The sequence below is a fragment of the Nostoc sp. UHCC 0302 genome (assembly GCF_038096175.1).
In the GTDB taxonomy this organism is placed as follows: Bacteria; Cyanobacteriota; Cyanobacteriia; order Cyanobacteriales; family Nostocaceae; genus UHCC-0302.
Map to the genome: position 1 here is coordinate 2888687 of NZ_CP151099.1, position 22074 is coordinate 2910760.

The 22074-nt window shown below is 40.1% G+C and carries 21 protein-coding genes and 7 pseudogenes; 21 read left to right on the forward strand and 7 right to left on the reverse strand.

Going from position 1 to position 22074, the window contains the following annotated elements:
• Positions 1–20: 20 nt before the first annotated feature.
• From WKK05_RS12190 to WKK05_RS12240, 11 genes are all read left to right on the forward strand, one after another.
• Positions 21–830, forward strand: a complete 810-nt coding sequence (locus WKK05_RS12190) for a hypothetical protein (RefSeq protein ID WP_341529967.1) — start codon at positions 21–23, stop codon at positions 828–830.
• Complete coding sequence (locus tag WKK05_RS12195) at positions 820–1344, forward strand: hypothetical protein (protein ID WP_341529968.1); 525 nt, start codon at positions 820–822, stop codon at positions 1342–1344. Before WKK05_RS12190 ends, WKK05_RS12195 begins: the two co-directional genes overlap by 11 nt.
• Complete coding sequence (locus tag WKK05_RS12200) at positions 1310–1840, forward strand: hypothetical protein (protein ID WP_341529969.1); 531 nt, start codon at positions 1310–1312, stop codon at positions 1838–1840. Before WKK05_RS12195 ends, WKK05_RS12200 begins: the two co-directional genes overlap by 35 nt.
• Positions 1841–1853: 13 nt before the next feature.
• Positions 1854–2255, forward strand: a complete 402-nt coding sequence (locus WKK05_RS12205; protein ID WP_341529970.1) for a hypothetical protein — start codon at positions 1854–1856, stop codon at positions 2253–2255.
• 2 nt (positions 2256–2257) lie between these two features.
• Positions 2258–2938, forward strand: a complete 681-nt coding sequence (locus WKK05_RS12210; RefSeq protein ID WP_341529971.1) for a hypothetical protein — start codon at positions 2258–2260, stop codon at positions 2936–2938.
• A gap of 47 nt (positions 2939–2985) precedes the next feature.
• Complete coding sequence (locus WKK05_RS12215) at positions 2986–3372, forward strand: four helix bundle protein (RefSeq protein ID WP_341529972.1); 387 nt, start codon at positions 2986–2988, stop codon at positions 3370–3372.
• A 53-nt stretch (positions 3373–3425) separates the two neighbouring features.
• Complete coding sequence (locus tag WKK05_RS12220) at positions 3426–3641, forward strand: hypothetical protein (RefSeq protein ID WP_341529973.1); 216 nt, start codon at positions 3426–3428, stop codon at positions 3639–3641.
• Positions 3614–5194 (forward strand): hypothetical protein, encoded by a 1581-nt coding sequence (locus WKK05_RS12225; RefSeq protein ID WP_341529974.1) that lies wholly within the window; start codon positions 3614–3616, stop codon positions 5192–5194. The genes WKK05_RS12220 and WKK05_RS12225 overlap by 28 nt, the downstream gene beginning before the upstream one ends.
• 251 nt (positions 5195–5445) lie before the next feature.
• A complete protein-coding gene (locus tag WKK05_RS12230) occupies positions 5446–5823 on the forward strand; it encodes a four helix bundle protein (RefSeq protein WP_341529975.1) in 378 nt (125 codons plus the stop codon).
• Between the two features lie 60 nt (positions 5824–5883).
• Entirely contained in the window at positions 5884–6519 is a 636-nt protein-coding gene (locus tag WKK05_RS12235; protein ID WP_341529976.1) for a hypothetical protein, read from the forward strand.
• 466 nt (positions 6520–6985) lie between these two features.
• The gene (locus WKK05_RS12240) at positions 6986–7126 is read left to right on the forward strand and encodes a RepB family protein (RefSeq protein WP_341529977.1); all 141 of its coding nucleotides are present in this window, start codon (positions 6986–6988) and stop codon (positions 7124–7126) included.
• 97 nt (positions 7127–7223) lie between these two features.
• Here the strand turns inward: WKK05_RS12240 and WKK05_RS12245 are convergent, their stop codons facing one another.
• Positions 7224–7379 (reverse strand): ribbon-helix-helix protein, CopG family, encoded by a 156-nt coding sequence (locus WKK05_RS12245; protein WP_341529978.1) that lies wholly within the window; start codon positions 7377–7379, stop codon positions 7224–7226.
• A gap of 403 nt (positions 7380–7782) precedes the next feature.
• Between WKK05_RS12245 and WKK05_RS12250 the strand changes: the two genes are divergently transcribed.
• The 4 genes and pseudogenes from WKK05_RS12250 to WKK05_RS12265 all read left to right on the forward strand — a co-directional run bounded on the left by WKK05_RS12250 (position 7783) and on the right by WKK05_RS12265 (position 13740).
• The gene (locus WKK05_RS12250; protein ID WP_341529979.1) at positions 7783–7947 is read left to right on the forward strand and encodes a hypothetical protein; all 165 of its coding nucleotides are present in this window, start codon (positions 7783–7785) and stop codon (positions 7945–7947) included.
• 725 nt (positions 7948–8672) lie between these two features.
• Positions 8673–9131: a hypothetical protein gene (locus tag WKK05_RS12255; protein ID WP_341529288.1), complete on the forward strand. Its 459-nt coding sequence runs from the start codon at positions 8673–8675 to the stop codon at positions 9129–9131.
• Positions 9132–9287: 156 nt separating this feature from the next.
• Positions 9288–9384 (forward strand): annotated as a pseudogene (locus WKK05_RS12260) (RNA-binding protein); the annotation flags it as partial.
• Positions 9385–9516: 132 nt separating this feature from the next.
• The gene (locus WKK05_RS12265; protein ID WP_341529980.1) at positions 9517–13740 is read left to right on the forward strand and encodes a chemotaxis protein CheB; all 4224 of its coding nucleotides are present in this window, start codon (positions 9517–9519) and stop codon (positions 13738–13740) included.
• Between the two features lie 188 nt (positions 13741–13928).
• Here the strand turns inward: WKK05_RS12265 and WKK05_RS12270 are convergent.
• Positions 13929–14111 (reverse strand): annotated as a pseudogene (locus WKK05_RS12270) (IS5/IS1182 family transposase); the annotation flags it as partial.
• A 251-nt stretch (positions 14112–14362) separates the two neighbouring features.
• On the opposite strand from WKK05_RS12270, the pseudogene WKK05_RS12275 reads away from it, so the two are divergent.
• Positions 14363–14521, forward strand: a pseudogene (locus tag WKK05_RS12275) (ISKra4 family transposase); the annotation flags it as partial.
• Positions 14515–14643 (forward strand): annotated as a pseudogene (locus WKK05_RS12280) (ISKra4 family transposase); the annotation flags it as partial. The pseudogenes WKK05_RS12275 and WKK05_RS12280, both read left to right, overlap by 7 nt.
• A 295-nt stretch (positions 14644–14938) precedes the next feature.
• Here the strand turns inward: WKK05_RS12280 and WKK05_RS12285 are convergent.
• Positions 14939–17119 (reverse strand): GAF domain-containing protein, encoded by a 2181-nt coding sequence (locus WKK05_RS12285; RefSeq protein WP_341529981.1) that lies wholly within the window; start codon positions 17117–17119, stop codon positions 14939–14941.
• Complete coding sequence (locus WKK05_RS12290; RefSeq protein ID WP_341529982.1) at positions 17103–17258, reverse strand: hypothetical protein; 156 nt, start codon at positions 17256–17258, stop codon at positions 17103–17105. The genes WKK05_RS12285 and WKK05_RS12290 overlap by 17 nt, the downstream gene beginning before the upstream one ends.
• Here WKK05_RS12290 and WKK05_RS12295 point away from each other — a divergent pair.
• The 3 genes and pseudogenes from WKK05_RS12295 to WKK05_RS12305 form a co-directional block, all read left to right on the forward strand.
• A pseudogene (locus WKK05_RS12295) lies at positions 17248–17404 on the forward strand (IS630 family transposase); the annotation flags it as partial. The gene WKK05_RS12290 and the pseudogene WKK05_RS12295 sit on opposite strands and share 11 nt — an antisense overlap.
• A 642-nt stretch (positions 17405–18046) precedes the next feature.
• A pseudogene (locus tag WKK05_RS12300) lies at positions 18047–18715 on the forward strand (ISAs1 family transposase).
• A 366-nt stretch (positions 18716–19081) separates the two neighbouring features.
• Positions 19082–19249, forward strand: coding sequence for a hypothetical protein (locus WKK05_RS12305; RefSeq protein WP_341529983.1), 168 nt, complete (start codon positions 19082–19084; stop codon positions 19247–19249).
• A gap of 229 nt (positions 19250–19478) precedes the next feature.
• On the opposite strand, the gene WKK05_RS12310 is transcribed toward WKK05_RS12305, so the two are convergent.
• The 3 genes and pseudogenes from WKK05_RS12310 to WKK05_RS12320 form a co-directional block, all read right to left on the reverse strand.
• A complete protein-coding gene (locus WKK05_RS12310; protein ID WP_341529984.1) occupies positions 19479–19727 on the reverse strand; it encodes a hypothetical protein in 249 nt (82 codons plus the stop codon).
• Between the two features lie 224 nt (positions 19728–19951).
• Complete coding sequence (locus WKK05_RS12315) at positions 19952–20242, reverse strand: HNH endonuclease (RefSeq protein WP_341529985.1); 291 nt, start codon at positions 20240–20242, stop codon at positions 19952–19954.
• Positions 20243–20281: 39 nt separating this feature from the next.
• Positions 20282–21278: pseudogene (locus tag WKK05_RS12320) on the reverse strand (RpoD/SigA family RNA polymerase sigma factor).
• Between the two features lie 370 nt (positions 21279–21648).
• Between WKK05_RS12320 and WKK05_RS12325 the strand changes: the two are divergent.
• Positions 21649–21915: a hypothetical protein gene (locus WKK05_RS12325; RefSeq protein ID WP_341529986.1), complete on the forward strand. Its 267-nt coding sequence runs from the start codon at positions 21649–21651 to the stop codon at positions 21913–21915.
• Positions 21916–22074: the final 159 nt, after the last annotated feature.

Genomic DNA, 22074 nt, shown 5'->3' on the forward strand with positions numbered 1-22074 from the left:
AATATTATAAATTAGAAATTATGCCATTAGTTTTAGAAGATTGGATAGGTCAATCCAGCAATCTCAAGAACCAATGTGAAAAGATTCGGGGAGCGAGCATAAGTGAGCGCACTTGGCGCGATTGGGAGCGGCTTGCGGGTGCAGTTTATCCACAAGGTAAAAAGGTGTCCGAGCGCTCCTACACGCCGGAACAAACAGAATTACTGTTGTGCTTGGCGTGGTATCGCAAGTGCTATCCCCGTGTGAAAGTCACATATCGGAGTTTGAGAAACTACTGGCAAAGTAATGAATACAAGCTTGAAGAGGTATTTGATGCTTTCTGTGAAGCAGTAAATACAAAGCAACAGAAACAACCTCAAAAACCTGCCCCAAAACTCATAGCCTTGTCGAGCGTCAAAAAGTCATGTGATCAGATCATGAACCGCTGCATCTCTAGGAATTGTTGGGCCAGTTGGAAGCAGTTTTTGGGAATTCCTAAATACGAGCGCTATGTGGAAGAAGGAAAAGCATCAATACTTGTATATATGGCGTGTTGGAGACATGACAACCCCACAAAAAAGTTTCCCAGTGTCCGGGAATTGATGGTGATGATGAGAACATGGTCACGACGAGCAATGAGTTTAGAGACAGCCTCAAGTGGAAAGATGTGGCACGCATGGAGGATGCGAGGTTGCAAAGGGCGAGATTTACCTAGATATCTTGCGACTTATGGCTATAGAGTTTCGTTCCGCACTCTATATAAGTGGGGAGAGTTTAGCAAACGAAGGCATTACTCAGTTTCGGAATTATCAAATTGGATAAAATTAGCCAAGGAGAAATATGGTACGTAAAAGTGAATTAACAGCACAGGAGGATGTAACAGTCACCTCAATCGGACGACAATCCAAGAGCATGGTCAAAAGTAGGGGGCAATCAATCACCGAAGTGCCAAGTGCTTTTGCAGTTGTAATTGAACAGCTAGAAAATGCCTTTGACGAGGATTTACGACTAGCAATTTTGGAGCGATTAGTACGAGAGCAGCAGCAGATTGCCCAACTCTTGACACAAGAAGAAAAGCTTACTAAAGCCTTAGAAATTGCTAGGTTCGAAGCAATCGATAAGGCAAGAGAAAAGGGTAAGCAATCAGCAAGACTTGAGGTAGCACAAAGAAAAAGGGAACAATTAGCAGCAGTTCAAAAACAGTTTATTGATGTAGAACTTGAACAACTAATTGATAGTTGCAATTATTTACCCTTTGAGACGATGAAGCAGACTATAGACTCTTTAGCAGCTCGTGTTGGCGTAACCCTGGAGTGGAAAGATTTGTCAGATGGACAATTTGAATGCATCGCAAACATCGCCTGAAATCCAGGAGTTTATTGACACGGTAAACTCTGGACGAGGATTTGCTGAAATTACCCAAATCATCAGCCAGGAAGTACAACGACAGATTGAAACGCAGTTGATGGACTTCCAGTCTGCGATCGCACAATCTAACTTAGCGATGATTGATGTGATGCACAGTGAATTGACGCGCCTCAAAGAAGAATCTGCAACGGTTAAAGGGGTAATGGAGCGATTGAAGACAGCTGTCGCTCCTGACATCCCTTCTTCAGAGTCGGAGGTTGTCAGCTTCCGTCAGGCGATTGAAAATCTGGAGAAATATGGCAGCATAATTCCCACAGAGAAGGATATTGTTGCTGCCCAACTGAAATGGCGAAACCAACAAGCTTGGTCGTTGGTATGGCAGTCCATTGCAAAGATGTTGATCAATAAACTAGAGAAAGTTTTCGCACAAAAACCATTACAACCAAAACCAAAGCCAGAAGAACTTGACTGGCTAGAGGAAGAATTCAAATAACTGGAGGACAATTTTGCAAACCGCCCACTTCCACCGCGCCTACTGGTGTTATGAAAACAATCTGGGAATAGCCAAGATTCATTACGAATCACTGGGGATTTTCGCAATTTTATTTGAAAACGGCATACCCCAGGTTAACGTCAATTTCTTAGACAAGAAAGAATTCTCTTATTACTGGCAAAAGTACAAAAAAGCGGGAGTAACTTTATGTTTGGGCGTGATGATTGACCGTGATGTTGAGCTAACTAGGGTAATTGAGAAGGAGAACGTATTCAAGTTTCAAGAAATCAATCTGGAAGTCAAGCTAGAAAACAATATCCGTTACTTCCGTCCGATGGGAGGAGAATGGCTTGAATTTGAATATGACGTATTTGTCGAATATAAGCCTTGTAATTCATTAATTGATGTTAGGTAGTTATGGTAAAATCAATTCCCCAAAACTCTGAACCAGCAAAAAATAACGGTTTAAATCTCTCTGATTTAAATGGTGATGTGAGTAAAGCGTTAATACCACCCGATTCTCACTTTGGTTTAGAGTCAGCAGTTTGGAAGAATGCCCAACGTATTGCTGATCTGTTGCCCGTAGATATTAAAGTCTTTGGTGACCTCACTGAAGAAGATGTGGCAACTGCTCTTGAAAAAGCCAAAGGTGCAGAGTTCCAGGCTAAAAACTGGGCAGAATATTCAACTGCTGTTAGTCGCTACCTCAAATCCTTTTACAAAGTTCGAGAAAAACAAGCCGAAGTCTCTGAAAATATAGCCGAAGTGCGAGTACAGACCGCAGAGCTAGAGAAAAACCTCTCGACTACTTTAGCTAATTTAGAATCTAAATTTCGGCAGACAATCGGTTCAAATCGTTCTGCGATCGCAGGAGTTCAAGATGACTTGGCAATCAGCTTAGGGCGAATTGCTTCACAGTATTCAGAGACAAAAGCGAAGAAGCAAGAAAAAGTACAAACCGAAACTGCCAAAAAAGAACCAACACCCTATGAAGAACAGACAACTTCTTTAGTGGATCGGTTCCGTCAACTTCGTGAAGCTCGTTATTCCGGGGCATCAGTTGGTATTACACAACGAATTAAATCAGCAAGTAATTAACGAGGGGCAGGGGGGCAGAGGGGCAGAGGAGCAAAGGAGAGTAAAAAATGCAAAGAGAACCTATAAGAAACCATAAAGACTTAGAAACATATCAAATGGCATTTGATGCAGCTATGAAAATCTTTGAATTCTCGAAGAAGTTTCCTACAGAAGAACGGTATTCTTTAACTGACCAGATTCGTAGATCATCCCGTTCTGTGTGTGCAAATATGGCGGAAGCTTGGCGAAAACGCCGTTATGAGGCAGCTTTTGTAGCTAAGTTAAATGATTGTGATTCAGTTGCAGCAGAGACACAGACATGGATTGAATTTGCTGTTAAATGCAATTATCTAGATGTTGAATCAGGTAGAGAGTTATATGGGACTTACAACCGAATTTTAGGTGGTTTAGTAAATATGATTACTAATCCCTCACCTTGGTTAATGAAGCGTTAAAATTCTTTCTCCTCTGCCCCTCTGCTCCTCTGCCCCTCTGCTAAAGGTGAAATATGTCAAAAGTCTGCAAACTACTCATTTGGATCTGTGGCTTTTTAATCGCAAGTGCATTAGCACAGTTAATTAGTTTATTACCTTGGTCATTTCTCGTTATTGGTGTAGCAGCGGTAGTTACTTATACCAAAGGAAAGGCTGACAATTCAATGCTATTGCAAATCATCGCTGTTGGATTAACTTTTGGATGGTGCAAATGTTATTTCCTTGGTTGAAAATTGGGGGCAGTGGGTTAGTAGCTCTGACTTTAACGTTATCTACCAACCCCAAGGATTTAAAACTATTCCTGCCAGGAAACATTACTGCGATCGCTCTTGCTAGTTACGCTGGGGTCAAGCTGCGACAACTGGAAAAATTCTATAGCGATAAAGAGCGGGAAGAAGATATGTTGGCCGCTATGAAAGATACTCAGGCGGAGGAGCAATTACAATTCCTCTCTTCTGCGGCCGAGAGGAAGCGGTCATTTGAGGAAGCAGACAAGCAGACAGAAAGGCAGCTCAAGCTCTTGCAACAGACAGCACCCTTATTCAGTGATGTCCTTAATATTACCGGACGTAACGGTGCTATCGAACGCATGGCTTTAGGTATGCTGCAAAATGGAGAACCACTTGGTAATGTTTTACTAGCGGCAAGTGAAGCAGAAATGCAGCTTGAAACTGCCAAGCTTGCTGCTGTGTTCAATACCAGACAGTTAGAACTACAAACACAAGTGGCGCATCAACAACTGAAAAATGCCTCCGTTGTAGTTACCCCAAGCACTACAGCAGTTATAGAGCCACCCAAATTATCAAAGATTGACGGGCTTACTAAAGCTGCAACTGTTGTTGGGCTTGCTACTCAATGTCTAAGAGTTGATAAAGCTCCTTCTTATGAAAGGCTGATTTTTTCAGTAAAAACTGAAGATTTTAAATCAATTCCCAAATTTAAAGCAGCAAGCAAGCTGGCACTAGGCATTAGTGAGAAAGAAGATTTACCCTTTTACATCTATGCCCCAGAACAGATTGCTGTGGAAGTGCCTTTGCCACCACAGCAAAGAACTTATTATGATTTTCCCACTCGTCAGTGGAATAGCGGTGAGCGCCTGATTGTTCTGGGTCAATCTTTAGATGGCGAAGTCATCATTAATTTGTCCTCAGAAGACACACCACAAATATTAGTGGTAGGTACTACTGGCTCCGGCAAGAGCAATTTCTTCCGCGCTGCGGCTTATTGCCTACTGATGCAGGGTGCAAGAGTCGATGTCTGTGGTGGTAAGGTCAGTGACTACGAAGATTTTGCCGAGCGCTTCCCTAGTATCACTATGAACGATATGGGGAAAACCTTTGAGTTTGTCGGTGAATATTTCATTGAGTGCGATCGCCGTAACTCCATGACTAAAGCGCAATTAGACTTAGAACAGCCTTGGATATTGTTTATTGACGAATATAAAGGCACAGTCCCGCTATCTGATGCCTTACGCAAAGCATACGACCAACAGTTGTGTGAAGTCGGTCGCCGGGGCAGAGGGTTAAAGATTCACATCGTTGTTGGTTTACAGCGTGGAGCTAAACGTAGCAAGGAAGATCCACAAGGACTGCCACCTGATCTACGCGATAATCTGCCGTGCCGGATTGCTTTTCGCTGTGTTGATGCCACTTCGGGCCGCATGATTCTGATGCGGCGGGGTGAGGCTGTCACTTCATTGCAAGGTCGTGGCGACGGGATTGTGCAATCTGGTTTATTAGACGCCAGATTCCAGGCATATCGTTTTGAAACAATCCCAAACTAGGGGTGTAGGGGGGTAAGGGTGTGGGGGTGTAGGGGAAACTATTTTATCCCTCTTTTGTCACTTTGGGAGAAGCAAATCGCTGAAAGCCTTTCGGAGCTTTAATTTTCAGATTTTATCTACAAACTTTAGTTACTGTTAGAAAATAAAAGCTTAAAGCGTTATCAAATCAAAGTTTCAGAATTAAGCTTCGATTATTGTTTTCCGAAAGTGACAAAAGAGGGTTATATAACAGTTAAAGAAAGGTAAAACTGATGAGAGAACAATCTATACAATCGTACCGGGATTTAAAAGTTTGGCAAGAAGCAATGAGCCTTGCTGAAAGCTGTTACAAAGTTACTAAATTATTTCCTAGAGAAGAAATCTATGGCATGACTTCGCAAATTCGTCGTGCTGCTGTATCTATTCCAGCTAATATCGCAGAGGGCTATGGTAGAAGAACTCGTGGAGAATATATTCAATTTCTATACATAGCCCAAGGGTCATTAAAAGAATTAGAAACACATTTGTTACTAGCAATTCGAGTAGGATTAGAGTCATCACAAATACTCAATCCTGTTCTTAATCAGTGTGATTCCGTTGGGAAATTATTACTACTTCTAATTCGTGCATTAGAAAATAAAAGTAAGTAAATCAATAATTATTCTTCCCCTACACCCCTACACCCCTACACCCTTAAACCCCTTATTGATATGTTACCAAGCCAATTTGTTGAAGCTGCTGGTTTCCCGGAACGTTGGCAGGAGAAGGATTTGCAATTATATTTAGCTCAACGCTTAACAGAGCGCGGTTTTCACACCCAAGTTGAAGCTCCAGCTAATGGCGGTAGGGCTGATATTGTTATCAGTTGGCAGGGAGGGGTGATCGCGGAAGTGAAGAAGTACCTTGACCGCGACACCATCTACCAAGCAGTTGGTCAACTCAACCTTTATGGACTGAACAATACCCATAAGCTGATTGTTATGGGTTTTCTTACACCTGATGCTAAGGCGCAACCATCTGCCCTCAAGACTGCTTCAATGGTGGAGCAAGATCCAAGAATTAGTGTCATCTTCGTGAATCTCGAATCGGAATGGTTACCAGGGAATAAAATTATGTTTTCTTGGTTTCCACGGTTTTTCTCATTACCAAAACTCTCGTTACCACATCTGCCCCTTCATGAATGGCGTTGGTGGTTGGGGATTACTAAGGACAATCCCTTGCTGTTGGTTTTAGCTGTAGCTTTGCTGTGTGTCACATTTGAGCAAATGAAGCGAGAGTTTACCCAATGTCAGCAGACTGGGCAGTTGTGGAGTTGTTTGTTTTCCCAAAAAAGGCTGTTGCCTTAATTTATGATATCTATTGCTTGCGGGGAGAGCTTCTTTAGCTTGCCTCAAAAAATAGTTAAACAAGCGGTATCCGGTATTTGACCGAAAGATTCCAGAGCTACCTTAAGGTTTTAATGTTCTGGTATTTTGTATAGAAAGTAACTAGTAATTTAGCTAATTAACTTCTACTTACTTCTTTAGATATAAATCTGAATAAGACAAGTTCAAAATACTGTAAGTGACAGCATAATAGCAATACGGTTGTTTCTAACTAATAATTCGGAGCATACACTTTTAACTTATTACTGTATCTATGCGTTGCTAGAACTGACATTTACGTAACTCACGGATTGCTGTGCTTGGAAATAATAACTCCAACAAAGCAATATATCTAATTTTTAAAGAATTAGCCAGAAAAAGCATCTTGATTTTTTCTTGAGAACAGTTTTTAGAGTACAAAAACGACAAGTACACCTAATTCATCAATATGAGTAAAAAGAACACCGAAAAAAAAATTAATGTTGACTTAGCATCCGATGAAGCTAAGACACTGGAAAAGTATTGTAAAGAGACAGGGAAAGAAGAAAAGGAAGTCATTAAAGAGCTTGTTCGTAAACTCCCGGATTAATTAGATTTCTTTCAAATAGACCAAATCTCATCTGATTACCTATTAATTAAATTTCCTCAAATCCTAAAGTAGTAAGCTAGATTTGAGGAACTTCCAACTACTTTTTCTCCTCTACCTCAAGAGAACGGAGCAATTCCCGAATCACATCCGTTGCTGGTCTTCCTGTCATTGCACAGTATTGTTCTAATTTTTCAGCCTCGCTGACAGCTAGATTGATTGTCAGTCGTTTCACAGCCCATTTTTTATTAGTCATAATTAGTCTTTACAATGAATTGGAGAAGGTACATAAGTTAGAATTATCTAAAATCATCAGTTTCCTTAATCCAAAGTAATCTACTTAATTTACTTTGAATAGGCAGCAAAGCTATTTTCTATGCTAACTAAGATACGAAGTAGTAAAATGTGTATCTTTCCTCATTTAGCATCTGTTAGCTGCCACTATTAAGCAGTTTTTAGATTGCTCTGCCTTGTTTAGTAGATCATTTAATATGTTGCAGAATCAAGAAGAATATTTAAGGATAAACCATTTCAAACAACACAACAGCTTAGCTTAATCCGCCTAGAAGTAAGATGTTTACTCAACAGATATTAGCAAGCAAATACTAGCATAACAAGAGAAATGAAACAGCATATATGCGACTGCAACACAAAGCTTGATGGCTAAGTATCTTAAAGAAATGAGTCAGCAGAGTGTTGTAGTTTTTGGCAAGGCGCGTACTCACGATAAAACTGCAAAGCTTGTTCACTGGTTGCCCAATGTTTTAGAAGTAATTATTTTAGGTTTGATAATTTCAGCCAAAGCTTGCTGTCTTAGAGGTTAAATACAGTCGGATATTTAACCTCTGACTCCAATTAATTAGCGGTATTTAAACATTTTTGATAAAGAAATAAGCCTCAAGCCCATGCATAGCAAAGAAAATACGCGAAATGCCTAAAAAAGCCTGAAACCCAGATATATCAAGAAAATAGGCAAAAAGATGTTAAAGCCTTTGTGTATATATATTTGAGACTATTTTATCCGTGTTTTTTATCTAAGTTCCAATAATACCGTATTGAGAGTAAAAAAAGAGCCTAAAAGACTGGATGCTTTTATGCCGCTTCGGTAGCTTGTTGACTAAGATTTACCTCTACCTGCATCTGCATTTTTTAATCTTTTTTATATTATGTATAAAAAAGAACTTAAAAGCTAGATAAAGCCTTTCAGTTTACTCCTTTAGATAGATAAAGAGGACAATAGGCATAGTGGTACTGTTTTTAACAGTATGGAATCAAGCTGTTTATTTCAAAATAGAAAGTTTGATTACAATTTAAAAGGTTTAATTTCGCATTCATTCTCCTATCTTAAGTCTGATATGAAAGCCAATGATTATATAGAATTCTACTAATCTAGAAACTGATAAATTTTTAACTAATGTTTTACATAGCTGAGATTCTAAGCATTGCTACAATTTTGGTTAGTATGATTCTATGTAAAGCAAATTTACTTGAATTTGTTAGCCTAGAAAATGTTAAAGCAATAGGATATTTATTAAAAATAGCTTAACTTATGTCTAATAATTATCAGTTTTTTTGTATAGATTTCTGGTTACCTATTGATTACGAATCAAATAAAGACGGTGAAACTTTTATATTTGCTGATGATACTTTCGATTTAAGTATTGCAGGTTTTTCTCTAATTAACTATTGTTGGGAACAGCAAATAAATCCAGAAATAATTGAATATGAAAATCTTGTGAAAAATCTTGGTTTTCCACTAGAATTATATGGGGAAGAATTTAATTTTTTATCTAAAAATAGTGCGCTAACGCTATTAAATAAGATAAGTAACAAGTATTCTTCGGAGCTTACCTGTTGGTTGCAAAATTACATATATCCTGAATGGAAGCGCCAAGGATTAATAAATACACCTTGTATTACTAATTCTTCTGTTTTATTTAAACCAAATGCTGAAGTCCTATCTTTGGAGCTTTCTGGTACTGAGGTGAATGGCACGAAGAAAAGGTGAAAGTTTATCAAATCCAAATTAACTGCGTCAGCGAGTTCAACATGAATTAGCCCAATTATCTTCTGAGCTAATCTTCTCTTTGACCAGTTATGATTTCATCCTTGAAGCTCTGTTTTACCAAGCTTTACTCTATGCAGGCTCATAGAGAATTAGTAGAACCAGAAAACTGGTGAAAAGAGAGGCTTTGCAGTTGTAGAAATGGAAACGGACACTAAAGAAATTGCAGCAATTAGGATTAAGAGGCACTGAATAGATGGGTTAGAGCCTTAAAGTAAAGCTAAAATAATTGGGAATGTAAGTTAGGAGAAAAACTCTGCTACACTAGCGGTAAAACTATTGAATACAAGAGAAAGTTAAATTTTCTAACATTGTATTCCCTAATACAATGAACTCTCATCAATCTTCTGAGCCATTACCATCGGATTCTATTGCTGTTGAACCATCGACACAGAAGCAGCAAGATAAAAGTGATGAATTATTTCCTATAGTCGGAATTGCCGCATCTGCGGGAGGATTGGAAGCATTTACGCAGCTACTGAATCATTTACCCATTGACACTGGAATGGCATTTGTACTGATTCAGCACTTAGATCCAAATCAGGAGAGCCTGCTAAGTGAGATTCTGGCGAGGGAGACCCAGATGCCCGTCCGTGAAGCGCAGAATGGGATGTTTGTAGAACCGAACCAGGTATATGTTATTGCGCCGAACACGAAGATGACGCTGGCTCAAGGGGTGCTGCAACTCAAAGCCCGTGAGAAAATTCATGGGAAATATATGCCTGCTGATGCTTTTTTTACTTCGTTGGCAGCAGAAAGAGGAAGCAAAGCCATCAGTGTTGTCCTATCTGGAAGTGATGGAGACGGCGCACAAGGATCAGAAGCAATTAAGGCGGCTGGCGGCATCACCTTTGCTCAGTGTGAATCATCGGCACAATTCAGTGATATGCCGAATACTGCTATTGCTACTGGTGATGTGGACTTTATTCTCCCACCACAAAAAATTGCTGAGGAACTAGCTCTTATTGCTCGTCATCCTAACGTTACCCGTCCGATTTCTTCACAAACAGTTGAGCCACTCTCTAAAAGTGAGACTGCTTTGCCGGCAATCTTTGCAATGCTGTTAACTACCAATGGTGTTGACTTTACGCATTATAAGCAAACGACTTTAAACCGACGAATTGCGCGGCGGATGGTGCTGTATAACTTGGAAAGTCTAGAAGATTACGTGCAATATCTGCAAAATCATCCAGATGAAGTGCAAGCACTTTACCACGAAGTCTTAATCAGTGTCACCAGTTTTTTCCGTGACCCGGAAGCTTATCAAGCTTTGAAAGAGCGAGTATTTCCGGCGATCGCTAAGGGGAAATCAGTTGATAAGCCAATTCGGATCTGGGTACCAGGCTGTGCAACGGGGGAGGAGGCTTATTCAATTGCTATTTCTTTAATGGAATTTTTGGAGAATGTGCTTCCCAAACGGGCTATTCAAATTTTTGCGACAGACATTAATGAGACAGCAATTGAAAAAGCCCGCTTAGGTATCTACAAACCAAACCAAATAGTAGATGTCTCACCAGAACGGCTAAGACGCTTCTTTAATCAAGTAGAGAGCGGCTATCAAATCAGCAAGCCGATTCGGGAACTTTGTATTTTTGCTAAACAAAACTTCATCAGTGAACCGCCATTTTCCAATCTGGATCTCATTAGTTGTCGTAATGTCCTGATTTACTTTGAATCTGTTTTGCAAAAGCAGGTAATGCCCATTTTTCATTACAGTCTCAAGCCCACTGGGTTTTTGATGTTAGGTATCGCCGAAAGTGCAGGAGAATTTTCCAACTTATTTACTTTAGCAGACAGAAAAAACAATATTTATACCAAAAAATTAATACCCACTCCACTTAACTTTAACTTTGCCAGCAGCAACTACCCTGTAGCGAAAATAGCTGCTGATAAGTCTATAAGTCATAAAATTTGGGATATTACTGACTTAAATAAACAGGCTGACCAGATTCTTTTGAATCGTTATGCCCCAGTTGGCGTGATGATTAACGACAATATGGACATTCTGCAATTTCGAGGGGAAACCAGTCCCTATCTGAGACCCGCCCCTGGAGATCCCAGTTTTAATTTGTTCAAAATGGCACGAAAAGGACTGCTGGAAGAGTTGCGTACTGCGATTCATCAGGCAAAAAGGCAGAATGTTCCTGTGAGAAAGGAACAGCTACAGATGGAAGGGAGCGAGTCGTCTAGGAAAGTCAGCATTGAGGTGATTCCGTTTCAACCTGATTCCGTGGAAACTCACTGCTTTCTTGTTTTATTTGAAGATGTACCTGCTCCAACAAATGCACAAGTGACCATCACACCTGGAAATGTAGAACAACTAGGTAGCGAGGAAATACTCCGACTCCAACAAGAACTAGCAGCCACCAAGCAAGAACTTGCTGTAACTCAAGAATATTTGCAATTGATTAGTCAGGAGCATGAGTCCACCACTCAACACCTGAAGGTGGCGAATGAAGAAATCCTCTCCAGCAATGAGGAATTACAAAGCACTAATGAAGAGTTGCAAACAGCCAAAGAAGAGGTACAAGCAACCAACGAAGAATTACATACAACTAATCAAGAATTGCAAAGTCGCAATCTCGAATTACACAAGGTCAATAATGACCTGTTGAATATACTCAGTAGTGTGAATATTCCTATTCTCATACTGAGCAACGATTTACGGATTCGGCGTTTCACGCCAACAGCACAGCGTTTACTAAATCTGATTCCTACAGATGTGGGACGACTACTGAGTGATATCCGCTCCACTATTGACGTTCCTAATTTAGAGTCATTGTTCATTGAGGTGATTGACACTTTAACTGTTAAAGAACTGGAGGCGCAAGACCAAGAAGGACGTTGGTATAATCTGCGAATTCGACCTTACAGAACTACAGAAAATCATATTGATGGCGTGGTGATGGTGTTGATGGACATAGATGCCCTCAAACGCAGTAAAAAGCAGTTGCAAGCTGCTCTTGATTATGCCGAAGCTGTTGTGGAAACTGTGCCAGAGCCTTTAGTCGTTCTCAATGCTGACTTACGAGTTATCAAAAGCAATCGGGCTTTTTATCAAATTTTTCAGGTAACACCCGCCCAAACAGAACAGCAAATAATTTTTGAGCTAGGAAACGGTCAGTGGAATATTCCCCAACTACGATCTATTCTGTCAGAAATCCTCACTCATAACACTCAGGTTGAAAGTTTTGAGCTTTGCTTTAACTTGGAAAAAATTGGGCAAAAGACTATATTGCTCAATGGTTATAGAATTTTACAACCAGGAAATCAGCAAATGATTCTGCTGGCACTTCATGACATTACACAGCAGAAGTTGTTTGAGGAAGAACGCACCCAGCTATTGGTTAAAGAGCAGTCAGCCCGCTTGGAAGCGGAGAAATCTAACCGAATTAAGGATGAGTTTTTATCTACTTTATCCCACGAACTCCGCAACCCCCTCCAAAGTATTTTGGGATGGTCTGATTTACTCCAGGAACAAAACTTTGATCCCGCTCAAATGAATCGTGCAATTGACATGATTGGGCGTAGTGCTAAAGCGCAAATCCAAATGATTGAGGATCTTCTAGATATCTCGCGCATTACTACTGGTCAACTCCGTCTGAATATTTGTCCAATTGATCTAGGCTCTGTGATTGAGGCAGCCCTTGAGATAGTCAGATTATCGGCAGAAGCGAAAAATATTCAAATTGAATGCCACCTGCAACCCGTGATTGGAAAGGTACTTGGAGATGGGTTGCGCTTGCAGCAGGTAATCTGGAATTTGTTTTCTAATGCCATCAAATTTACTCCTTCTGGGGGAAGTATAGTTGTCACACTGGAGCAAGTTGATTCCCAAGCCCAGATTCGAGTTAATGACACAGGTATTGGTATAACTAATGACTTTCTCCCTTATATCTTTGAGCGGTTTCGTCAGGCTGACAGTAGCAAAACTCGTGCTAATCAAGGACTGGGCATAGGGCTGTCCCTTGTGCGTTATCTAGTCGAACTTCATGGCGGCAAGGTTAAGGCAGAAAGTCCAGGTGCAAACTTAGGGACAACTATCATCGTTGAGCTACCACTGAACACCAATCTTGAGAGGGATTTTAGCGCTTGTGATCCAGAGGTGATATATATTTCTGGCGACGCGGAAATAGCCGTTGATAACATTCCTTCCCTGGAAGGTTTGCACATACTTGTTGTAGATGATGATGCCGCTATATGTGAGTTAACGAAGATGATGCTACAAAATCATGGGGCTGAAGTAACTGCTGCCGCATCCGCTGATGAAGCATTCTCAATACTTACAAGCCAACCAGGGTTGTATGATGTGCTATTGTCTGACGTTGGGATGTCGAACCAAGATGGCTATACCTTGATCCGGCGAGTGCGCTCTCTGAGTGCTGAGGCTGGGGGACAAATTCCCGCAGCAGCAATGACAGGATATATCAGTACTACTGATATTCAAGAATCTAGGGAAGCAGGTTTTCAAATGCACATTCCTAAACCCGTCGAGCTAACCCAATTGGTATTTATGGTTGCCAACTTAGCTAGACGAGGGACAGCTACCTGACGCTATAGTAGTAGTCTGCCAAGACTACGCTTGCGTTGTGCTCAGCAAGGGAGGCTCTTGACGCTGGCGTTGCAAAATCAATGAATAATAGCAGTATTTCCTCCAATTCTCCCCCTGCTTCCATTTCTCCCCCTGCTCGACCTACACAGCAATGCAAGGGTTGGTGAACTAGAGCACCGATTCAGTAATCAGGATGAAGTAACAGACTGCTCAGTAGTGTTAGTAAAAATTTTGGCAAGGATATGCAGATTATGGACGACGGCGGTACGGCGAAGGTCAAATAGATTTTTGCGAGAACCAACATAACGAGCTTGATCTCCTTGCCACCGACTAATATGAGATAAGGAATGCTCCACAGCAACACGTTCCTTGGTGGTTATCCAATCCTACAATTTTTGCTATTTCTGGTACTTATTTTTTAAATACAAACTTGTTTAGAAAGTTTAGTGAACAGTTCTGCTGGAATTATGTCTAAAGAAGTAATCAAAAAAGTCTGCACAAGCAGACTTGATAAAGTGCGTATCGGGAGCATCCAGTTTTGGAAGATTTACCATTTCTGAGAAAATGTAAAAGGAAATAACCCTGTGCGATGCCTGGGGTGTTCTCGTTGCCATCGCTGACTATGAGCCAAGAGAAACAAGAACGGATCAAAGCCTGCTTACAAGAACTCGCAACATTACTGTACTCGGAAGCTGATAAGAGTCAGTTAATAGACCTTGAAGGTATAGAAAAAACAGTTCGTAGCCAAATATTGGAATATGTCGGCCCAGAAATAGCCCTGAATCTGCTGTTAAACAAATTGGTGCGAGAATTAAAATTTCTGGCGCCCAGTGGAATGTTGATAGTGTTAATCACATCCTCTCTATTCGTTGTGCTTATCTCAATGGTTTGTTAACTATTTAAGTCTTTCTGCCAACAGTGGATGCTCTCGAAACAAGATAATTTTAGAAGAAGAATTTTACTCAATTGGTATTTCTGCTACTAATTTATCATATCTAATCTGGGAGAGCCAACAAAATTAATAATGATAATTTAGCAAATAAATAATTGCTGAATTAATTAACTATATCAAATTTTTGGATGGCTATTCTTCAGCAAGTGTTAATATTAGAAATTTTGGAAATTGTGGCTATTTTAACTTCTCTAATGTGAAGAAAAATAACCCTCAATTATACCAGGAAATATTTATGCAAGAGTTCTAGTCACTAGCAGCTTCAGAGTTCTTGGTTACAACAAGTAGCATTTTCTTTACTGTTTGAGAGCGTACCGACTCCTTCAAAACATCGTTAATAGTGTGCAATAATTTAGAAAAAGTGTAGGGCTTTCTCAAGAAGGCGCTAATGCCAGAGGCAAAAACTTCACTAAGCTCTCTATCTGTTGCGATGCCACTGATAGCAATAACTTTGACCTGTGGATTCATTTGTCGTAGGATTTGGATAGCAGTTAACCCATCCATCGAAGGCATCATCATATTCATCAATACAACGCTGATCTGCTCTCTGTGCTGGGTGTACAGTGCGATCGCTTCAATACCATTACTAGCCGTCAAGGTTCTGTAATTAGAGTCTTCTAGCAAAGTTTTGGAAATTTCCAGGATGGCGATTTCATCATCTACAGCCAGAATCAATTCTCCGTTGCCGTTGGGCAATTCTAAGTTCTCTACTTCGAGCCTTTCTCCTGTTTCCACAGATGGCAAGTACACCTGAAATTTGGTGCCTTTGCCTAACTCGCTCTCTACATTCACAAAACCACCGTAGTTTTTGACAATGCCAATCACAGTTGGCAGACCTAGCCCTGTGCCTTGACCCAGTTCCTTAGTTGTGAAAAAGGGTTCAAAAATCCGCTCCAAGACTCGTGGTATCATGCCAACTCCTGTATCCTGTACAGTGATAAGTACATAGGGCCCTAATTTAGCCTCTAATTTCATCCTGACAAAGTTTTCATCAACAAAGAAATTTTCTGCCCCAATAGACAGGGTGCCACCCTGAGGCATAGCATCACGAGCGTTGACGCACAGGTTCATTAATACCTGATGTATATGAGTGGGATCTACCAAGATCTTCCAAAGGTTTGGCTGAGCTAGGTTCTTGGTGATTGTGATAGATTTTGGAAATGTACTCTGAGCAATTTGCTCAATTTCCGACAGTAGGTTCTCTATTTCTAAATAAACGCTCTTTCCCTCAGAACCACGTGCAAATGTCAAAATTTGCCTAACCAAATCAGCCGCACGTTTAGAGTTCTGTTCAAGAATCTTCAGCATTTGCTGATGCTGCGGCTCCAGAGGGGAAAGTTTGAGCGCCAACATTTCAGACGAGGACAGAATCGGCGTTAGGATGTTGTTGAGATCATGGGCAATACCGCTCGCTAACGTCCCAAGACTTTCCAATCGCTGGGCGCGGAGAAATTGGGCTTCTAGTTGTTTTTTCTCGGTGATGTCGGTGTTAACAGTAAGAATAGATTTGGGTAGATTTCCTTGATCACGCACTAATGTCCAGCGACTAGCGACAATGATTTCCTTGCCAAGTTTCGTCCGTTGACACAAATCACCCTGCCACGTACCACTTTCGACAACAGTCTTTTTAGCCATTTCAAATTGTAGCGAAATTTCTTGGCGAAAAAGCCGTTGTGAATTATTTCCGATCGCTTCTGCTGCCGAAAAGCCGTACAAGCACTCTGCACCTTGGTTCCAGAATAAAATTTCTTGCTCTAGATTGCAGACAATAATTGCGTCGGTAGTGATCTCAAGCAGAGCCGCTTGTTCGCGAATTTTCTGTTCCGCCTGCCTAATCTCAATGAGTTCAGCTTTTACCTGCTCATGCAGTTCTGATTGCTGGATGGCAATACCCACCTGTGTTGCCAATTGCTTGAGCAAATCAATTTCCCAACTCTTCCACTGCCGCGATACTCCACACTGGTTGACAACTAACAATCCCCACAGCTTTTCTTCTTGCAAGATAGGAACTGCCAAGATAGCCTTAACCTGAAACTGAGTTAGTAAATCACGGTGGCATTCATTCAGATCTGCTGTATAAATATCTGCCACAGCTTGTAAACGTCCCTGTCTGTACTCTTCGCCACGAGTTCTCGTGAAATAAGTGTCTTCTACTTGGATATTCAGAATAGGGTTCCAATCTTCACTCACAGATTCAACGATCACAGACCCACTGTAGTCTGGTTCAAAGCGATACATAAATACCCTATCTGCCTTGAGAGACTGCCGTACTTCATCGACAGTGGTATTCATAACCTCATTCAGATTTAAACTTTGGCGGATACGGTGAGCTATTGCAATCACCAGTCGCTGCTGCTCAATTTGCTCTTTAAGCGCCAACTCTGTTTGCTTACTAATATTCAGTTCATCATTATTCTCTGGCGACATACTTAATCCAAGTTATAGGAATCAGATTTGATTTTTGAAAAAGACTACGAGATAATACGTAGAGGTACATCTGTCTAACAGCTAACAATGATAAACCAGCATCTACAGGACGCGATGCCTGCGGTGTTCTCGTTGCCATCGCAGAACTGCAAGAATTTATCACTCTTCGTCCAGAAGCCCGTGAGGTCAGGAAAGCTTTAACAGTCAAGCTGGTTTATCAAGGCTACTTGTATGAAGAGATTCAGACGATTTTAGATGTCTCACGCTTGTTCGATAACAGGCTGGTTAGCCCTGCTCTACATCGGGGTTTTAAACATTATTTAGATAGAATTAATGCGCTCCCAAGAGTTAATTGAAACTTGGTATTAAATCCAAAGAAACTTATCTCTCCAAGGAGCTCGTGACTTTATTTTAGAACACCTATCACAGAAGTTGGGCTTGATTACATAATCTCAGTTTTCTGACAATGCGTAAGTTCCAAAAATATTCAATGTGCTTATATTTGTCATTTCAAACAGTACCATTAGTCCCGCTCAATTAGTTCTATATCTAAAGGAGTAAATAATTTAGATTTTAGTACTATTTTATACAAACACTTCTGAAACAGAAGAGTTAAGTACGAACTGACTTTTCCCGTTAAGTCTCTTTTGCAAGCTGCCACCCCTCACAGTAGGGCAAACGCATCTAAATATTGACGAGTCTAACTAAAAGTAGAGTGCATCAGAGTCTAAGCTCCATAGGACTTTCAGAAAATTAAACCTTTATTTTGAAATAATGATAATCATTATAAAAGGCGGTTAGAAGCAACAAAGGGTTGTCATTGAAGAACGTGATATTCTCATAAAAGCTCCAAATTAAGATTACGTTTTCCTATTTCCTCTCCATGAAGCGATCTTGCCGAAAATCACAATTGCTGACCATTTTGCAATGATAGAAGACCCACGAATAGACCGTACTAAACGACACAATTTAATCGATATTATGACCATTGCTGTCTGTGCAGTGATTTGTGGAGCTTCCTGGTTGGGTGGGAATCGAGACTTGAGCTTAGTGGGAAGTATGAATGGTTAAAAACATTTTTAGAGCTACAAATGGTATTCCGTCCCACGATACATTTGCACTCCTTCTTTGCATGAAATCCGCAATTACGTAATGTTATCTCAAATTGAATCTCGGCTTAATCCAGATTCAGTTTGGTCAAACTTTAATAGTGTTGGAATGGTAGAATCTGTCCGTTCCTTAGATGGTGAAACAACGGCTGAAATTCGTTATTTTATCAGTAGTCTTGAGTCAAATGCTAAACAGTTTGGTAATTCTATTCGCAGTCATAGTGTAAGGGAAAATTCATTGCATTGGGGAGGCAGCGCGTTGCGGGGGTTCCCCCCGTTGTAGCGACTGCCGTTATTGGATGTGGCTTTAAAAGAAGATGATTGTCGGATTAGGAAAGATAATGCCCCCCAGAATTTCACGATATTAAGGCAAATTGCAGTCAATCTTCTAACTCAAGAGAAGCGTGTTAAACGTGGAATAAAAAATAAACAGTTTCTCGCTGGGTTGGATAACAATTATTTATCAAAAGTTTTAGCGTTAGCATAAACTGATATATCAAGGCTCGAATTGATACTTTAGGGAAAAGTTTACTTATTCTCTAGATGAGCATAGTTATATACATTTGCTTTGTGAGCTTTTTTACTACCAATTAATAGTGGTTTTACTTTCAATAAGCTAATTTATATTTTTGACTAATACTTTATTCATTTTATTTATATTTCTATTGTTTTCTACAACTATCTATATCATTTTGAAATTTTTCCTAGTTTTCATTAGCAAATAAGATGCGTTTTCCCTACTTACTTGGCTAATTTAGAGAGTCGTCTTCTCTAGTAAATTTTACCACAATAGACTAGAACTGCATAGGTAATCATATAAAGTTTGCTTAAGTAAAAATCAAAAATACAGAGTATGAGTCAGATAAATAATGATAGTGAAAAGCCAAGAGTAATTATACTAGACGAATTTGCTGACATGAAAAAGTATCTAGAAAGGCATCCCAACAGTGAAGAAATTTTACAGAGGTTTCAAAAATATTATTCTCAACTTTTACGGCAAGTTCAAAATAAAAAAGATTAGTTTTTGCTATTAACTTGGAAACGCGCACGAATTTTTTAAATTTAACCAATGACCATTGCTAGTTTCTTAAAGGGGGACAGTCATTGCAAAACAGAACCAGCCAAAAGCACGGGAGTTTTGCAATGGTTGTCCTATCCGATAAACATGATCGCACTTATGCAGTTGAGTTAAACAAACAGTGTGTTCCCCGGAAGGGTTGCCATCAGCATCGCCTATCGTTAAACAACAATCATCCCGCTATACCTTTGCCACTCTTGTAGTTCATCGCTCTAGGCTTCCTCTTCTTAAGCTCTACTACTGTTTTCTTGGGTGCTTGGGGTGTGCGGCATTTTTCACAGTAGAGCGGGCGAGGGCCAAAGGTTTCTCTTTGGGTCGGTTCTTGGCACTGCTGGCAAACAAAGTTAAAAACGCGGGTGTGAATCTGTCTTTGATGCGCTCTGACGGTGTACTCTTTAACTTCAACTATTTTGCTGGGCATTGGCTAACTTTATGGTTCTACTTCTTTAATAATAGAGAATTCAGGAGTCAGGAGTCAGGAGTCAGAATTGAATAGGAGAGCGATTGGTGAATATAGCGCAGCTTGGAAGTACGAGTATAAACTCTTTTTAGTTCCTTACTACGAAAATTCTGAATTCTGAATTCTGTATTCTTCTTTAATAATAGTTTTTCATCCAAGTTACGCAATATCCGTGCATCTAAATACTAAAACAAGGATAATTGCCCAGGTGAAATATTGCCTCGCCCGAATCGGTGGTAGTACAAATGGCAGCTACTGCACAACGGAGCAAGGTTTTCTGGACGGTTATCTTCAGGGTCGAAATTGTGGTGATGAACCTGAAGGTTATAAACTCTGCGTTGTGACAAAGATAAACCAACAGGCTTTTCATCTGGGCGTAGACAGACTCGACCGCATCTAGAACACTGCCAATCAAAAGAATTCTTTACAGCAGTAGCAATTTGTTTCCAATCCTTGGAGTAACGGCTTTGGCTCATACTCTCCTATTCGACAACTTGAGCTTTCGTAAATTCTAATTAATTAAGATACTCCTTAATGTCGCTTTTTTGACGACGAAGAATAGTAAGTGCTTTATTTTCAAGTTGACGGATTCGTTCTCGACTCAAACCCAAGCGATCAGCTACGCTGGGCGCTTGCGCCATCGCCAATTTGAGTTAAGCTCAGTTGATGGTCATTCTCTAACCCGAAACGTAGAGTTAGTACTTCTCGTTGTATTGGGGTTAGGGACGCTAGCAAGTCTTTGAGATTCTGACGCATCAATGAAGAATTTAATTGTTCCAAAGGAGAAACATTTTCGTCAGCTAAAAGTTCACTTAATTCGGTATCCTGGTCATTGCCAACGCGCATTTCTAAAGAAACTAGCTTTCGGTCAGCTTGAATATATTCTCGAACTTGCTCTGGTTTAACCTTTAATTCTTCAGCAATCTCTACTACAGTTGGTTTACGACCCAACGACTGAAATAATTCTCGTTGTATTTTCTTGATTTTATTCAGCTTCTCGTTGATATGAATAAGCAAGCGAATAGTACGAGATTGTTCAGCGATCGCACGTGTGATTGATTGCGTTACCCACCAATAGGCATAAGTCGATAATTTATAGCCCTTATTTGGGTCAAATTTCTCAACGCCACGGTATAAACCGAGTGTACCTTCCTGAATCAAGTCAAGAAATTCCAGATTACGATTCTGATATTTTTTAGCAACAGAAACTACCAGCCGGAGGTTAGCAGTCACCATTTTCTGCTTCGCACGTTCCCCTTGATGAAGAATTGACTCCACTTCACCTTCAGTTTTACCAATTACCGTAGCTAATTCTCTTACGGTTGGTTGCCGATTTAATTGAAGTGCGTTCCCGCTTCGGGTTGCCGTAGGCATCGCTTGCCGCTGCTGTTCAATTGCCATCATCTGTTGCACTAGCCTAGCGTAGGAAATTTCCTGTTCAGGAGTCAGCAGAGGATAGCGAGCGATTTCTTTTAAATACGAGCGAACTAAATCGGGAGTTGCACTAGCCATACTTTCAATTAATTGTGATGAATATTTTTATTTGTTGTTTGAGATAAATATTTTATTTCACGGATTAGCTAACAAATCAAATCCTAATCATAGACTTAGAGCTATATTTATCTTTAGTAAACAAATTTATATACATAATACTTTAGTTCTTTAAATAGGTAAATAGTAAAAGCTGCGCTATTCTCAAAATGAGCTTCAAAATAACGAAGAATTTTAGCTCATTTCAGAAAAACAAACGCTACGCTACTTCTAGAGTGAAGTCCTCTATTCAAGATAGGAATTGTTCAAAGTCTCTTCATATTTGAACAAACCTTGAAAACGCTTTGCATAAATCAATTGAAAAATACAAATACTTAGTTGAGGAATAATCATGGATATGCAATCTGCACTTACCCTGACAATCGTAGTCATCTTTTGGGCATTCATTACTCTCATTATGTTCCAGTTCATTACTGGACTATTTGTATCTGCTGATGGAGCTAATAATCTGGTTTCAGTTAGCAATGTAAATGTAGTTGCTTCTACAACATCAGTTCCAGAGGTAATCACACCACAAGTTCAGACTACAACAATTCGCAATTCGCAGTTCGCAATTCGCAGTTCGCAATTCGCAATTGCAGACGTAATTGAAAATTAACTCCTGAAGATATATAAGCTCCTAATTTTAATTATGTAAGAACTCAGATAGATGTGAACTATATTCAAGCAGGGCGAACGCACGGTATTTCTGAACCCCTTGCTGGATAAGGATCTTGACCAAAAAATAGGCTAAATTAAAAAACGCCGGAACCCTTGC